Below are 16,213 nucleotides of genomic sequence, written 5' to 3'. Positions count from 1 at the left end.
TTAACAGGATGTTGTTTGTTCATGTCGTCTACCGCACTCAGTCATCTTCCTCCTGCCCTCCAGACGCCGCTCTTTTTCCGTCTGGATCTGCGCAGTCAACGGCTGGTCGCCCTGACCGACGTGATGCAAACCCCGCTCTACTGGCTCGATGAGCCGCGCGCCCCCTGGCCTGCCCAGCTGCCCGATGCCCTGCGCCTGCCCATCGAACAACTGCTGGCCAACGGCCATGGCGGCAAGATCACCGTGCGCTTTGCCAGCCAGCTCTGGCACATCGCCCTCGCTCACGAGCAGGATGGCTTCTGGCTCATCTGTCTGCAGAACCTTCGTCAGGAGCCCATCGCCGATCTGGCATTGCAACTGCCGCGCCTCAGCCAGATGGCGAGCCAGCAACAGTATGCGCCCCTGCTCGAGGCCCTTAAAGAGAGTTTGGGGGCCGATCGGCTCATCCTCTGGCACTATCAGGCCAACGGCGATCTCGGCAGCGAGCAACTCACCCCGGTGTTCACCCTGGGGGTCGAGGCGCTCTACCCCATTCGTGGTGACAGCCGCTATATCCGCGCCCTGCGTACCCGCAAAGCGTTGAGTTTCTCGGAGGCCGCCCACCAGCCGATGCTGAGCAATCACCTCTATCTGATCAGTGCCGGTGTGCGCTCACGCCTTGATGGTGCCCTGCTGGAGCAGGACAAGCTGTTCGGGGTGCTGAGTCTGGAGTATCTCGACCCCACCCCGCTTAGCGAGGAGATGTTGCAGCTGGTGCGCAGCAGCGCCCAGCTGCTCGGCCACTGGCAACCGCAACCGGAAGAGCACCGCGCCGAGCTGGCCCTCCCACCCGAACTGCACCAGCAGACCGGCATCGACTACTGCAAGACGCTGGTAAGCTGGGCCATGAGCGCCAGCGGTGCCCGGGTGGGCTGGATCGGCGAGTTCCAGCCCCGCGGTCAGGATCTCTGGATCATCCCCCGCTGCGTCATCAACGAGGAGATCTGCTCCACCCTCAAGCCCATCCAGCTCGACCCCGGCCCCGCTCAGGAGCTGTTCCAGCATGGTCAGGCCATCTATGTGGAAGATCTGCCCGTGCGCTATCCCAAAGCGACCCGGCTGCTTGCTCTCAATGCCAGCGCCTACATCGGCATTCCGCTCCATGGCCAGAGCGGCGCCCCCATTGGCCAGATCACCCTGCTGCTCGATACCCCCCTTGAGGAGCCCGAACAGCTGCTGGATCTATTGAGCAGCCAGCACGAGCGGGCCGCCATCGAACTCAAGCGCCTCGCCACCGACGATGCCCTGCGGCTGGCCGAGGTAGCCTTTAATACCCACGATGGGCTGATTGTGATGGATCACAACGGCATCATCCTCAAGGTCAACCACTCCTTCAGCCGGATCACCGGATTTGGCGAGGTAGAGGTGATCGGTCACTCCATTCGCAAGCTGCGTCCCACCTACTACGGGGATCATCTCAAGGAAGATGTCAGCCGCACCGTCAACGAGCAGGAGTTCTGGCTCGGGGAAGAGCGCTGCCTGCACAAGGATGGTCACCTCTTTCCGGTGCGCTTGATGGTGAACGGCGTCAAGGATGAGCAGGGGGAGCTCAGCCACTTCATCTGCAGCTTCTACGACATCACCCAGGAAAAAGAGGCGGCCAGACATATCGAGCAGCTCGCCTACTACGACGATCTCTGCGGTCTGCACAACCGGCGCAGCCTCAACCATATTTTGCAGCAGACCCTGAGCGCCTCCAACGGCCAGTGGGGCGCCCTGCTGCTGGTGGATCTCGACAACTTCAAGTCGATCAACGACTCCCTCGGTCACGCCTGCGGCGATCTGCTGCTGCAGGCCGTGGTGCAGCGTTTCAGGGAGCTGCCCCAGGACAATCTGGTACAAGCGCGCATCTCGGGGGACGAGTTTGCCCTGCTCTTTACCCAGCTGGGACAAGGGGAAGTCACCGCCAAAATTCTGGCAGAGCACTTCGCCCGCGAGCTGATGGGGCTGTTTCGCACCCCGTTCGACATCGGCGATCACAAACTGCACTGCAGCGCCTCGGTGGGGATCAGCCTCTTCTCCGGCAACGAGACGGATCATCTGGTCCTGATGCAACAGGCCGACACCGCAACCCACATGGCCAAGCGCGCCGGTCAGGGCCACTACGTCTTCTTCACCGAGGCGATGGCCCAGCATGAGAAGAACCGGCTGACCCTCACCAATGAGCTGCGCGATGCCCTGCGTCATCACGAGCTGCAACTCCACTACCAACCGCAATACCGGGTCGACAATGGCTCGCTGTCGGGTATCGAGGCGCTGCTGCGCTGGCAGCGCAGCGACGGCACCATGGTGCCACCCGGGGAGTTTATCCCCATCGCCGAAGAGACCAGCCTGATCCTCGAAATCGGCTACTGGGTGATGAAGACCGCCTGCGCCCAATACAGCTTCTGGCTCAACCGTGGCCTGCAGATCCCCCATCTGTCGGTCAACGTCAGTGCCCGCCAGTTCCACACCCAGGGCTTCGTACAACAGGTGGAGTACATCTTGCGCGATACCGGTGTGCCCCCCTCCCGCCTGCTGCTGGAGGTGACCGAATCGGTAGTCTTGGAGAATCGGCAGGAGAGTATTGCCAGAATGCGCCAGCTCAAGGAACTCGGCATCCTCATCTCCATCGATGACTTCGGTACCGGCTACTCGTCGCTGGCCTATCTGCGGGATCTGCCCGCCGATGAGGTGAAGCTGGACAGAAGCTTCATTCAGACCCTGGTACACAGCGAACAGGACAGAGCCATCGTCAAGGCGATACTCGATCTGGCCCAGGTCTTCCGTTTTACCGTCACCGCCGAAGGGGTGGAAGAGGAGGCGCAGCTGGCCATCCTCAAAGCGCTGGGATGCCAGCATTATCAAGGGTTTCTCACCAGTCGGCCGCTCAACGTCAAGGGGCTGGAGCAGCTGCTTGGCAGCCGGGCGCCGGACTAAAGGTGTAGGATCAATAGGGGTTTATGTAATAAAATAACGGCCTGCTCGAATCGTTGGAGTTGTTTATGTCTGTCATTAATCGGATCCCTGCCGTTGAAATCAGCCAGCCAGCCGGAGCTCACGGCACCGTTGGCCGGATCCATTCCGTCGAAACCTGCGGCACTGTCGATGGCCCGGGAATACGCTTTATCGTATTCATGCAAGGCTGCCTGATGCGCTGCAAGTACTGCCACAACCGCGATACCTGGGATACCGAAGGTGGCCGCGAAGTGACCGTACCGGAGTTGATGAGTGACATCACCAGCTATCGCCACTTCATGAATGCCTCCGGCGGTGGCGTGACAGCGTCCGGCGGTGAAGCCATGCTGCAACCCGCTTTCATTACCGAACTCTTTACCGCCTGCAAAGAGAAAGGGATCCACACCTGTCTCGACACCAACGGCTTCGTCCGTCATCTCGACGAACAGGTGGACAAGTTGCTCGACCAGACCGATCTGGTACTGCTCGACATCAAACAGATCAATGACGAGAAACACATTCCGCTGACCCACGTCAGCAACAGATACACCCTGGAGTTTGCCCGCTATCTGGCAGCCAAAGGCAAGACCATGTGGATCCGCTACGTGGTGGTACCGACCTGGAGCGATGACGACGAGAGCGCCGAAGGGCTGGGTCAGTTCATCGCCGAGCTGGGCGAGAGCGTGGAAAAGGTGGAGCTGCTCCCCTACCATGAGCTCGGCAAACACAAGTGGGATGTGCTGGGCGACCCGTACGAGCTGAGCGGGATCAAGCCCCCCAGCAAGGAGACCATGGAACGGGTCAAGGGCATCCTCGGCAAGTACCACAACAACGTCAAATATTGATGGTAAAAGCAGGCTGACTCGTCAGCCTGCTCTGCTATGGGCGGTCGGGAAGGCCGCCCGGACTCTACTGCATGAATGGATGACAAGATGAGTGAAGGACAACTCGCCGCCCTCCTGATCTGGCTGGGACTGCTGGCCTTCAGCCTGCGCCGCTCCCTGTGGCAGACCCTCCGTGACAACCCCCTCTATCAGCACCTGTTGCTGGGTAGTGCCATCGCGCTGGTGCCGCTCTGGTATCTAAGGGCCGGTCTGCATGAGGGGCTGGAGGTCCATTTTCTCGGGCTCACCTCCCTCACCCTGCTGCTGGGCTGGCGGCTGGCGCTGCTAGCCCCCTGTCTGACCCTGCTGGTGCTCGGTTACTTCGGTGTCACCAATCTGGCCGATTTTGGCTGGCAGGCACTGGTGGGCATCGCCCTGCCGGTAGCCACCAGCTGGCTGCTGTTTCTGGCCAGCTGGGCCTGGCTGCCGCGCCATCTCTTTGTCTATATCTTCGTTGCCGCCTTTCTCGGCGGCGCCATCACCATCTCGGTCAAGGTGGCCGCCAGTGCGTTGCTGATGGGGCTAAGTGACAGCTACCCCTGGCACACCATCACGGCGGATTACCTCTCCATCTGGCCACTGCTGCTGTTCCCCGAAGCTCTGCTCAACGGCATGGCGATGACGGTGCTGGCCATCTACCGCCCTCACTGGGTCAATACCTTCTTCGACCGCACCTATCTGGGCAAGTAACGCTCTCTTTCCTGATCTGCGCCCATAAAAAAGGAGAGGCCATCGCCTCTCCTTTTGGTATTCAACATGTTGCCAAATCCCGGCTTAGTGCAGCTTCAGGGTCGGGCGCAGTACCCGGTTGATGCGACCCACCAGCATGATGAGGCCGGTCTTGACGTAGCCGTGCAGGGCGATCTGGTGCATCCGGTAGAGGGAGATGTAAACCAGACGGGCAATGTAGCCCTCCACCATCATGGAGCCGCGCATCAGGTTGCCCATCAGGCTGCCCACGGTGGAGAAGCGGCTGAGGGACACCAGCGAACCGTGGTCGTGGTAGAGGTAGGGCTTCATCTCGCCGCCGTTCATCTTGGCCAGGATGTTCTTGAACGCCTGGCTGGCCATCTGGTGGGCAGACTGGGCGCGCGGCGGCACAAACTTGCCATCCGGCTGCGGGCAGGCGGCGCAGTCACCGATAACGAAGATGTTCTCGTCACGGGTAGTCTGCAGGGTCTCTTTCACCACCAGCTGGTTGATGCGGTTGGTCTCAAGACCGGCGATATCCTTCATGAAATCCGGCGCCTTGATACCGGCCGCCCACACCATCAGGTCAGCTTCAATCAGCTCGCCATCCTTGGTGTGCAGACCGTCGCTGGTCGCTTCGGTGATCATGGTGGCGGTACGCACGTCCACACCCAGCTTGACCAGCTCCTGATGGGCGGCGCCGCTGATGCGCTCCGGCAGAGCCGGCAGAATGCGCGGGCCCGCTTCCACCAGGGTCACCTTCAGGCTGTCGGTGGTGAGGTTTTTGAAGCCGTAGGCGTAGAGCTGCTCGACCGCATTGTAGAGCTCGGCAGAGAGCTCTACGCCGGTGGCGCCGCCGCCGACGATGGCAATCTTCACCTTGTCGCCCGGCTTATATTCGGTGGCGAACTGCAGGAAGCGGTTCATCATGCTGTTGTGGAAACGGTGCGCCTGGGAGGGGCTATCGAGGAAAATACAGTGATCCTTGATGCCCTTGGTGTTGAAGTCGTTGGAGACAGAACCGATGGCCATCACCAGATAGTCGTAGGGCAGCTCGCGCTCGTTGACCACGATGTCGCCATTGTCGTCGTGGATCGGGGCCAGCACGATGCGTTTATCGTCACGCTTGATGTCGGTCAGGGTGCCGAGCTGGAAGTCGAAACCGTGGTTCTTGGCGTGAGACTGGTAGCTCAGAGCATCAATGCCCGCGTCCATGGAGCCGGTGGCCACTTCGTGCAGCAGGGGTTTCCACAGGTGGGTGCGGTTGCGATCGACCAAAGTGATCTTGGCCTTGTTCTTCTTGCCAAGCTTGCGACCCAGACTGGTGGCCAGCTCCAGGCCACCGGCGCCGCCGCCTACAACGACAATATTCATCATGATGATTTTCCTCGGTTCCTCAAAACGAAAGGGAGCCATTGGCTCCCTAAAACGAAATCGGTCGACGTGATGGATCAGGCTTCTTTGAAGGCCTTCATCCGTTGCAGATGATGCGAGATATTTTTGAACTTATGAGTCTCGCGCTCATCCCACACGATGTCGTAATAGTTCTTCAATTCACGTTCAGTGTCCCGATTATCGCGCACTTCATCCTGAACGGAAAGGATACACAGGCAGTTTCCTGAATTTTTCTTACGAAATTCAGTTACACACTTGGTGCCAATATCGTCATATTCTTCCGGCCGGTCGATCTTGCCCTGCATGTTCTCTTCAGGATGGAGGTTGGGGTTGAAGATCACCTGGCGAATGCCGCACAGAAAGCCGATCCGCTCGCTCCAGTAGCCACCAAGACCCACGCCGCAGATCAGCGGTTTGGGATCGGTACTCATATCGAGCTGTTTTTTCACTTCCTTGAGCAGATGGCTCATATCATGACGGGGGTGAACCGTGCTGTAGTGCACGAAACGCACATCATCATCAATAAACTGCAACTGCAGCACTTTCTCGTGATTGCCTGGGCTGGTGGCATCAAAGCCATGCAGATAGATGATCATGGATAAGACCTCAGGATCTGTGTCGGTTTTATCGAAACTACCCCAGCGGCGGCCATGCGCGCCACCAAAACATCCAACTTTCTTGCTTTGGATCACGCCCCCGCCCCCGATTGCGCCCAGCAGCCCGCGAGCGCCGTCACATGAAGACGGGCGCATTGCGAGCAACGTTATGGTGCCCGGCTATCAAAGTGAGATCGCCAGACCAATAATGATAAACCCCTTACCAATCTGAGATGCCCTCACCTCCTTCCCCTGCCAGCAGCCGGACACTTATCTGGCCGGTATGTGACTCATTTCGCAAAAACAAGGCGTTATCGCCAAACGTTTTCTCTCGTGAGTGGCGTTGTGCATGTTTTGTGCACTGACCCGTGCTGCACCGGATCCCTCTCACTACTGCCGAGGGATCTGGCACCTCTGTCAATACACGAGATCAATGACCGGGAAAGCTGCGGCTTTCACTATCTTGCCTGCAGCAGTTGCGCGGGCTTCAAGGAGTGATCTGTTCATGAACGAGACCAATCCCCCCTCCCCCCGACCGGGTGCGCGCAAGCGCCCGGTGGATGAAGTGGAGCGCATGCTCCCCATGGGCCAACTCTTTACCCTCGGCCTGCAACATGTGCTGGTGATGTACGCCGGCGCCGTGGCGGTGCCGCTGGTGATTGGCGGCAGTCTGGGGCTGCCCAAGGATCAAATCTCCTACCTTATCAGTTCGGATCTCTTCTGCTGCGGCATCGTCACCCTGCTGCAATGTGTCGGGATTGGCCGCTTTGCCGGGATCCGGCTGCCGGTCATCATGTCGGTCACCTTTGCCGCCGTGATGCCGATGCTGGCCATCGGAGCCAACCCGGATCTGGGGCTGACGGGCATCTTCGGCGCCACCATTGCAGCCGGTATCATCTCGACCCTGCTGGTGCCGCTGATAGGTAGGTTGATGCCGCTCTTCCCCACCGTAGTGACCGGAGTGGTTATCACCTCCATCGGGATCAGCATTATGCAGGTGGGGATCGACTGGATGGCGGGGGGCAAGGGTAATCCGGAATATGGCAGCCTGCGCTATATCGGCACCAGCTTCCTGGTGCTCGTCTTTATCCTGTTGGTGACCCGCTTCACCAAGGGCTTTTTCAGCAATATCTCGGTGCTGCTCGGGATCATCTTCGGTTTCGTGGTGGCCATCGCCATGGGCGAAGTGAGCCTCGATGGCCTCGGCGAGGCAGCCTGGTTTGCCCCCATAGTGCCCTTCGCCTTCGGCTGGCCCACCTTCGATCCCATCTCCATCGCCACCCTGACGGTGATCATGCTCATCACCTTTATCGAATCCATGGGGATGTTTCTGGCCCTTGGCGACATCGTCGGCCATCCGGCCAGGCGCGGTGATATCGTGCGCGGGCTGCGGGTGGATGGCATCGGCACCATTATTGGTGGGATATTCAACAGCTTCCCCCACACCTCCTTCTCCCAGAATATCGGTCTGGTGAGCGTGACCGGAGTATCTAGTCGCTGGGTCTGTGTGATGTCGGGGGGGATACTGCTCGCCTTTGGCCTCATCCCCAAGATGTCGGTGCTAGTCGCCTCCATCCCGCCCTTCGTACTGGGGGGCGCCGGTATCGTCATGTTCGGTATGGTGCTGGCAACCGGGATCCGCATCCTGGCGCGCACCGATTACAACAGCAACCGCCACAACCTCTATATCGTCGCCATCAGTCTCGGAATTGGCATGATCCCGACGGTCTCCGGGAATTTTTTCCAGCAGCTTCCGGCGCAGCTACAACCGCTTTTTCATAGCGGTATCCTGCTGGCCACCATCAGTTCGGTGCTGCTCAACCTCTTCTTCAACGGCTATCAGCCGGATCTGACTCACCAGACCCGCCCCCTGTTCGTTGGCCCCATCAAACCGCAACAAAAGCAGGCATAACAAACAGGCCTCCGGACAGCGAGACTGTCCGGAGGCCTGTTGTTCATATCACCGCAGACCCAATCAGGCAGGCAACTGCGCGAAGCGCTCAACCGCATGCGCTACCTGTGCCAGACTCCCCTGCCAGAAGGCGGCCTCACGGATATCCTGCCCCAAATGCTTGGCTACCAGATCTTCGGCGCTCATCCGGCCGGTATCGCGCAACAAGGCGCGATAGGCTTCGGCAATGCCCTCTTCCCCCGCCGCCTTGCGGCTCATCAACTGCTGATAGACCCCGAGGCTGAACAGATAACCGAACAGATAGGGATAGTTGTAAAAGCCCAGCCCGGCGATGGAGAAGTGCGCCTTGGCCGCCCAGAACATGGGGTGATAGCGGGTCAGGCTCCCCTCATACCAGCGTCCCCACGCCTCGTCGGTCAACGCTTTGAGTCGCTCTGCGGATACATAACCCTGCGCCCGCTCGGCCACCAAGGCCTGCTCGAAATCGAAGCGAGCCGGGATATTGACCAGGAAGGTGGCCGCACCGTCGGCTTCGGCCCAGGCGATCGCCAACTGCTCTTCGGGACTTTCTGCCTGCTCGAACAGGGCGCTGCGCACCAGAGTCTCGGCAAAGATGGAGGCCGTTTCGGCCAGCGTCATGGGATAGCTGCGCTGGCTCATCGGCAGATCGCGAATGACCCAGTTGTGCCAGGCGTGGCCCAGCTCATGGGCCAGAGTGATGACGTTATCCATGGTGCCGGCATAGGTGACGAAGACCCGCGGTTCGACCGGTTCTGCAAACTTGGTGCAGTAGGCGCCGGTGCGGCGATTTGGCGTGGGCGCCGCATCAATCCACCCCTTCTCGGCCATCATGCGGGCAAACGCCCCCATCTCGGGATCGAAACGGCTAAAGGCATCGGCAATCAACTCGATCGCCTCATCAAAAGGAATGTCGCGGCGGCTGGAAGCAGGCGGCGGCGCAAAGAGATCCTCCGGCCCCAGATCGTCAAGACCAAGGCGCTCGGCCATCAGCTCCAGCGCCCGCTGGCCCAACCCACGGGCTCGCCAGGTTTCGCTCATCAGGGCATCGAGGGTGGCACGCTCGATATGGCTCTGGTGGCAGGAGAGATCCAGCGCATCAAGCACACGGGTTTTGCCGCGCTGACGGGCCAGCTCCAGCCGCCAGCCGTTAAGGGCATTGAGGATGGCGGCCACCGTCTCCTGCTCCCCTTCCCAACCGGCGCTGATGGCATCAAAGGCTTCTAAACGCAGCGCACGCACCGGACTGGAGAGCAGGTTGCTCGCCTCGGCCAGCCCCATCTCTCGGCCATCAATGGTCAAGCGGATCTTGCCCACCAGATCGTTGTAGAGGTTGCCCCAGGCGTGCAGGCCATCGGTACCCAGACCGATCACCAGTTGCTCCGCCTCCACCGGCAGGCGCTGATCCTGCAAACGACGCTCGTGGCGCAGGCGGTACGCCTCTTCACCGAGCAGCGGATCCGCCATCAGCGCGGCGAATTCCTCTTCCGGCAACGCCAGCATCAGATCTTCCACCGGCGCAAGCGTCTTGAACAGATCGGCATTAAGGGCGCGGGCACGGGACGCCAGCTGTTTGGCCTGCGGATCCCGCGCATCCTGACTGCCGCGGCATGCGGCCAGAATGGCGACGTTCCAGCCGATATGGCGAATATCACGGGCGCGCAGCCGCACTTCCCGCAAGAAATCCAGCAGCGCTGCGTCATCGTCGCGCACCCCGTCCAGACCCGCCATATAGCTGGCCAGCTCTTCCAGCGCGTGGCGGGCTGCGCGCATGTCCGCTTCCAGCTCGGTGCTGTCGAGGCCCGGGTAGATATGGTCGTTATTCCACTGTTGTTGATACATAGCTTCTCGCAAAGGCCTTTATCGGGAGGCGCAACAGACCTGCGGGCAGCAAGTCCGAAACCGGGCAACCCGACGGCCAAAAAATGAAGGGAGGAAAAAAGAGAACATGGCCCGCAAGCTCGCTTATCCCTTGGCCGGGGCAAGACGGCTCACCAGCGTCATCACGGCAACCAGCAGCAGACCCGCCACCACACCGGCCACGGCGTTGAGCAGGGTCGGCGTCACCGCCGCCAGTACGGCCCCTACTGTTGGCAGGGTGGCAACGACAGCGGCTGCGCCTTCAATCAGGTGATGGGCAAAAGGCCAGCCATGCACCAGAATGCCGCCGCCCACCATAAACATGGCGATGGTGCCGACCAGTGCCAGCAGGTGCATCAGACGGGGCGCCGTCACCAACAGTCCCTGCCCCACCGCGCGGCGCAGGGCGCTGCCATCGGGCTTTTGCAGCAGATGCAGACCGATGTCATCGAGCTTGACGATCAGCCCCACCAACCCGTAGACCCCGATGGTCATCAGCAGGGCGATGCCCGCCACTACCGAGAGCTGCAGCGCGAGGCTTGCACCCTGTACCGTGCCAAAGGCGATGACGATGATCTCGGCAGAGAGAATAAAATCGGTGCGGATCGCTCCCTTCACCTTCTGCTGCTCGAAGGCCACCAGATCATCGGGAATAGGAGCAGTGTGTGCCTCACCCTCGCTCACTTCATGAGGCAGGAACTTGTGGGCCAGCTTCTCGGCCCCCTCAAAGCAGAGGTAGGCACCTCCCAACATCAAGAGCGGCGTGATAAGCCAGGGCACCAGCGCACTGATGGCGATGGCGGCGGGCACCAGAATCAGCTTGTTGCGAAATGAGCCCTTGGCCACCGCCCACACCACCGGCAACTCCCGCTCGGCGCGCACCCCGGAAACCTGCTCCGCGTTGAGGGCCAGATCATCCCCCAACACCCCGGCAGTCTTCTTCGCCGCCATCTTGGTCATCAGTGCCACGTCATCAAGCACGCTGGCGATATCATCGAGCAGGGCCAACAAACTGGTTCCAGCCATATCAAAGATCCCTTATATCAGTGAGAAACGTCTTCCCGAAAAATGTCTCGCGCTTGTTCACCACGACCTTGGTCATCAGCGCCACGTCATCAAGCACGCTGACGATATCATCGAGCAGGGCCAACAAACTGGTTCCGGCCATATCAAAGATTCCTTATATCAATGAGAACAACCCCGGGAGGGTGGCGTACGTCCCGATAACCACCAGGGTCAACAGGACCACCTCATGGCGATCGCAGGCCATCATCGGCCGAGCCAAGAATTCGGCGCTCACCATCGGGGGGTTACGTCTTTCGGGCAAAAGATGGCACAGTGTAACGAGAAGCCGCCGTTTCGGCAGCACCCCTGAGCCATTTGTTCCTGGTTCCCTCTGAATCACCTCAAGGAGTTCCCATGCAACCCTGGCAACCTCTGCTCGATCTCTGGTTTGGCGACGAAGCCGATGACGTCCTGCGGGCCACACGGCAAGCCCCCCTCTGGTGGGGGAAAAGCAGCGAAACGGATGCCCTGCTGGCCAAGCAATTTGGCGCGCAAGCAGAGGCGGCCGCCAACGGGGAGCTGGCCGACTGGGCCGATCTACACCACGGCAGGCTGGCGCTGATCCTGCTGCTCGACCAGCTGCCCCGCAATATCCATCGCGGCACGCCTGCGGCCTTTGCCCAGGATCCGCTGGCAAGGGATCTCTGCCTGAAAGGGCTATCCATCGGGGCGGACAAATCCCTCTCGCCACTGGAGCGGGTCTTCTTCTATCTGCCGCTGGAGCATGCCGAATCCCGCGAACAACAGGCCAGAAGTGTGGCGCTGTTCGAGGCACTCGCTGCCGAGCAGGCTGGCACACCGGTGCAGGCGACCTTTGCCGAATTTGCCGACTTTGCCCGTCGTCATCAGGTGATCATCGAACGCTTTGGCCGCTTCCCCCACCGCAACGACATACTCGGTCGCACCAGCACACCGGAAGAGGCGGTATTTTTGCAGCAACCGGGCTCAGGCTTCTAAGCAAGCCATACAAAAAATCCCCGCCAGCTGGCGGGGATTGCGGATGGATAACAACTCTCGGCGTTACTGAATACGATAGCGGGATATCTGCTGGTGGATGCTCTCGGTGGTGACATTGAGCTCCTCGGCGGCGGCTGAGGTCTCCTCCGCTGTGCTGCTGGTTTGCTGCACGACCTGAGCAATCTGCTCTACCTGATGAGCGATCGACTCGGCGGCCGAACTCTGCTCGCGGATGGCATTAGTGATCTCGCCCACCTGATCCATCACCCGGTGCGACGCACTGCGGATCTCGGCAATAATGGCGCCACTCTCGGTCGCCATGGTGACCCCCTGACTCACCTTCTCCTCCACCAGATGCATGCGGGAGACCGTATTGTTCGACTCCTGCTGGATCGCCTCTACCGTGGCGGAGATCTCCTGGGTGGATTGCGCCGTCCGCTCTGCCAGTTTGCGCACCTCATCCGCCACCACCGCAAAGCCACGGCCGGACTCCCCGGCCCTCGCCGCTTCAATGGCCGCGTTCAAGGCCAGCAAGTTGGTCTGCCCCGCGACATCACGGATCACGTTGACCACACCGCCAATGCGCGAAATGCCCTCACCCAGCGCAATGACCTCGGCCGAGGCCTGCCGAATGGAGTCGGCGATCTCGTTGATGGCATGAACGGTGCGCTCGATGGTCCGGCCCCCTTCGGTCGCCAGTTGCCCCGACTCGTTGGTGATGCGGCTCGTCTCCTGAGTACGCTGGGAGATATCGGTGATGCTGACCGTCATCTCTTCCACACCGGCGGCTATCAGACTGGTGGCATCATTGGCCTGACTGGCCGAGCTGGCCAGGTGTTGCGCTGCCTGAGAGAGGGATTCGGCAGTGCTCTTGATCTGCAAGCTGCCTACGGAAAATTCGGTAAATGTCTGTTGCAGCGTATCGAGCAGCCGGTTGACCGCATTGAGGGTCAGACCAATCTCATCCTGCTGTTTCACATCTGCTCTCAGGGTAAAGTTGAGGTCGCGCTGGATCCGGGTCAGGATATCCATGGCAGTGCGAAGGGGATTGGCCACCTGATTGAACAACCAGACAAACAACCCCAACGTCAGCACTGTGGTACCACCGGCGATAAACAACAGGGTTTGCAGGCTGTTGTCGTAGTTCTCCTGACCCTGCTTCTTGAGCGCCAGTCCCAAATCCATATTGAAGTTGACGTGAAGCTCGATTGCCTTGGCAAACTGCTGGAACAATCCGTATGCCTCTCCCGACAGCATGTCTCTGGCTTCATCGTTCTTGTTTTGGCGGGAGAGCTGCAGAACCTTGTCTATCTCCTGATAATATTGCGCGACAATACGTTGATCATCGTCGGTCAGGCGCCGATCTTCATCATTGGAGAGCATCTCAGCTTTGTATTTGTCGAGCAGTGAAGTGATCTGTCCCTGTATCTCGGTGATACCCGTTTCGATCTGCTGCATCCTGCTTGAGTCGGTATTGAGCACATGTGTCTGCACCAGCGAGTGCAATTCATAGAAATCAGCCTGCACTTCCTTAATCAGCGAAATACTGGGCACCGTATTGTCCGTCACATAGCCTAAATCCCGGTTGGCCGAATCGAGGCGGTTGATACTGAACCAGCTGAGAAAAATGAGCGCAAGGATAACCAGCAGGGCTATCAGTTGCAGTCGGCGAGCAATATTCATAACCGTACACTCCAGATGGAAACTATCTAGCAGTGTAGACGAGCCATAAACAACAACGGCCCGCATTGGCGGGCCGTTGTTGTTTATTTTTCATGGCGTTGTGATCAGGCTTTGGCTGGCTCACTCTCGCCCAGCACGACGGTTTCACCCAGACTGTCTTCGGTCTTGGCGACCACGCTGGCGGCGATGGCGTTGCCCAGCACGTTGGTGGCTGAGCGGCCCATGTCGAGGAAGTGGTCGATCCCCAGCAGCAGCAGGATGCCCGCTTCCGGAATATGGAACTGGTTCAGGGTAGCGGCAATCACCACCAGAGAGGCGCGCGGCACCCCGGCCATCCCCTTGGAGGTGACCATCAGCAGCAGCAGCATGGTGATCTGCTGGGCCATGGAGAGCTCGATGCCATACGCCTGGGCGATGAACATCACCGCGAAGGTGCAGTACATCATGGAGCCGTCGAGGTTGAAGGAGTAACCCATCGGCAGCACGAAGCTGGCGATGCGCTTGTCACAACCGAACTTCTCCAGACGATCCAGGGTCTTCGGATAAGCCGCTTCGGAGCTGGCGGTCGAGAAGGCGAGCAGGATGGGTTCGCGGATCATCGCCAACAGCTTGATGACGCGACCACGCAGGAAGACGCTGCCCATGGCGATCAGCAGCAGCCAGAGACAGGCCAGCGCAATATAGAACTGAGCCATAAAGCTGCCGTAGGTAACCAGAATACCCAGCCCCTCTTTGGCCACCATGGCGGCGATGGCGCCAAACACCGCGAACGGCGCAAAGTTCATCACATAACCGGTCACTTTCAGCATGATCTCGGCAGCGCTGGCCATCAGCACCACTACCGGCTTGGCCAGATCGCCGAGCGCGGCGGCAGCCAGACCGAAGAAGAGGGAGAAGACCACGATCTGCAGGATCTCGTTGGTGGCCATCGCCTCGACCACGCTCTTGGGAATGGCGTGGGTCACGAAATCTTTCAGGGTAATGGCACCGGCAGCAATGCCCGAGCTGGCGGTGTCATTGGGCAGGGAGAGCGAAAGCCCCACACCCGGCTGCATCAGGGTCACCATCACCAGACCCAGGCTCAGGGACATCAGGGAGGCCAGCATGAACCAGCCGAGGGTCTTGGCACCGATACGCCCCACGGTGCGGGTGTCGCCCATCTTGGCGATACCGACCACCAGGGTGGTGAAGACCAGGGGAGCGATGATCATCTTGATCAGGCGCAGGAAGATATCGGTCAGGATCGTGATGTTATTGGCGAAATCCGCAGCCTGATCTGCGGCAAACATCCGATAGCCCTGGCCGGTGAGGATGCCAAACATCATGGAGATGAGGATGGCGACCGTCAGTTTATTCATTTTCATGGGGGAGTCCCGGTTTTGATTGGTGCAAGCCGTAAACAGTGGCGTGGGAGCCACTACAGTCCGTTTTTGTGATCCGAGCCGTTGATTCCTGGCGGCTGGTATGCTGGGAGAATGCCTAAAAGCAGGGGGTAAATCTAGAGGCTTTATCCAGAATTTTATCCTGCCATTAGGTGTATGTGATATGGATCTTGCAAACCACCAATATTAATCACTGTTTATTTTGATTTCGGCGAGATATTTCGCATTAAGAGTTCGCTCATCGAGTGCCCGTGACAACAGGCGAAAAGTGAGCAGCGCCGAGATGGTATGCTGCACCTGCATCTGGGCCATAAAGAGATCAGGTTCATCTTCGTCAAAGCCGAAGATCGGCCGTGATGGGGTCACCCTGACGGCATCGCGGTTAATGGTCAGCTCATCGACCTTGAGCCAGGAGTAACCCTCTGCCAGTGCCAGCTCCCCTGCCCGCTTGAGCACATATTTGCGGGCGGTCTCCCTGTCCACCAGATCGTTGCCGACAAACTCCAGTTGCCACTTGTCCGGGCCAAGCCGGGTCTGGGAGAAACCGGTCTGGCCATTCCAGAACGACTTTTCACTCTGGTAAGGAGTGGCGCAGCCCACCAGCAGCAGGGTGAGCATCAGCAGACAACAGGGTTTAGATACGGATGCAGGCACGAGAGGCCTCGCCAGGCAAATGAGCAACAGAGTTGTTACTACACCATAAAGCGCGGTGGCTGCACAATCGACTCACGCCAACAGCGACCGGCACGCATCACCACTGGCTTCGCGCCTGTGCGGCAAATCGCAGGCAAAAGA

General features: G+C 59.5%; 13 protein-coding genes. 5 read left to right on the top strand and 8 right to left on the bottom strand.

From position 1 onward, the window contains the following. The first annotated feature begins 21 nt into the window (after positions 1–21). The 3 genes from VF684_RS15005 (at position 22) to VF684_RS14995 (ending at position 4,550) form a co-directional block, all read left to right on the top strand. Entirely contained in the window at positions 22–2,958 is a 2,937-nt protein-coding gene (locus VF684_RS15005) for a sensor domain-containing phosphodiesterase (protein WP_440174328.1), read from the top strand. A gap of 65 nt (positions 2,959–3,023) precedes the next feature. Beyond that, a complete protein-coding gene (gene pflA, locus VF684_RS15000; RefSeq protein WP_005333994.1) occupies positions 3,024–3,821 on the top strand; it encodes a pyruvate formate lyase 1-activating protein in 798 nt (265 codons plus the stop codon). 87 nt (positions 3,822–3,908) lie between these two features. After that, a complete protein-coding gene (locus VF684_RS14995) occupies positions 3,909–4,550 on the top strand; it encodes an energy-coupling factor ABC transporter permease (RefSeq protein ID WP_257696064.1) in 642 nt (213 codons plus the stop codon). A gap of 84 nt (positions 4,551–4,634) precedes the next feature. Here the strand turns inward: VF684_RS14995 and VF684_RS14990 are convergent, their stop codons facing one another. Next, complete coding sequence (locus tag VF684_RS14990; RefSeq protein WP_019445491.1) at positions 4,635–5,927, bottom strand: NAD(P)/FAD-dependent oxidoreductase; 1,293 nt, start codon at positions 5,925–5,927, stop codon at positions 4,635–4,637. A gap of 74 nt (positions 5,928–6,001) precedes the next feature. After that, entirely contained in the window at positions 6,002–6,541 is a 540-nt protein-coding gene (gene ycfP, locus VF684_RS14985; RefSeq protein WP_005334000.1) for an alpha/beta hydrolase YcfP, read from the bottom strand. Positions 6,542–7,046: 505 nt separating this feature from the next. On the opposite strand from ycfP, the gene VF684_RS14980 reads away from it, so the two are divergent. Further along, on the top strand, positions 7,047–8,453 hold the full coding sequence (locus VF684_RS14980; protein WP_069527695.1) for a nucleobase:cation symporter-2 family protein: 1,407 nt from the start codon (positions 7,047–7,049) through the stop codon (positions 8,451–8,453). 63 nt (positions 8,454–8,516) lie between these two features. Here the strand turns inward: VF684_RS14980 and VF684_RS14975 are convergent, their stop codons facing one another. The 3 genes from VF684_RS14975 to VF684_RS14965 form a co-directional block, all read right to left on the bottom strand. Beyond that, positions 8,517–10,313 carry a M3 family oligoendopeptidase gene (locus VF684_RS14975; RefSeq protein ID WP_204381148.1) on the bottom strand — a complete coding sequence of 599 codons (1,797 nt, stop codon included), beginning with the start codon at positions 10,311–10,313 and terminating at the stop codon, positions 8,517–8,519. Positions 10,314–10,436: 123 nt separating this feature from the next. Beyond that, positions 10,437–11,357: a DUF808 domain-containing protein gene (locus VF684_RS14970; protein WP_440174327.1), complete on the bottom strand. Its 921-nt coding sequence runs from the start codon at positions 11,355–11,357 to the stop codon at positions 10,437–10,439. 1 nt (position 11,358) lies between these two features. Next, positions 11,359–11,499 carry a hypothetical protein gene (locus VF684_RS14965; protein WP_201912604.1) on the bottom strand — a complete coding sequence of 47 codons (141 nt, stop codon included), beginning with the start codon at positions 11,497–11,499 and terminating at the stop codon, positions 11,359–11,361. A gap of 251 nt (positions 11,500–11,750) precedes the next feature. Between VF684_RS14965 and VF684_RS14960 the strand changes: the two genes are divergently transcribed. Further along, a complete protein-coding gene (locus VF684_RS14960) occupies positions 11,751–12,353 on the top strand; it encodes a DUF924 family protein (protein WP_279459227.1) in 603 nt (200 codons plus the stop codon). A 63-nt stretch (positions 12,354–12,416) separates the two neighbouring features. Here the strand turns inward: VF684_RS14960 and VF684_RS14955 are convergent, their stop codons facing one another. The 3 genes from VF684_RS14955 to VF684_RS14945 form a co-directional block, all read right to left on the bottom strand. Beyond that, entirely contained in the window at positions 12,417–14,036 is a 1,620-nt protein-coding gene (locus VF684_RS14955; protein WP_064336749.1) for a methyl-accepting chemotaxis protein, read from the bottom strand. A gap of 104 nt (positions 14,037–14,140) precedes the next feature. Then, positions 14,141–15,400, bottom strand: coding sequence for a dicarboxylate/amino acid:cation symporter (locus VF684_RS14950; RefSeq protein WP_139731080.1), 1,260 nt, complete (start codon positions 15,398–15,400; stop codon positions 14,141–14,143). Between the two features lie 204 nt (positions 15,401–15,604). Continuing rightward, positions 15,605–16,036, bottom strand: a complete 432-nt coding sequence (locus VF684_RS14945) for a CC0125/CC1285 family lipoprotein (protein WP_139731082.1) — start codon at positions 16,034–16,036, stop codon at positions 15,605–15,607. Positions 16,037–16,213 lie beyond the last annotated feature (177 nt).

It is taken from the genome of Aeromonas sp. Lyrl_2, from assembly GCF_051948815.1.
GTDB classification, from domain to species: domain Bacteria; phylum Pseudomonadota; class Gammaproteobacteria; order Enterobacterales; family Aeromonadaceae; genus Aeromonas; species Aeromonas veronii.
This window is presented reverse-complemented; position numbering and strand designations above follow the sequence as displayed.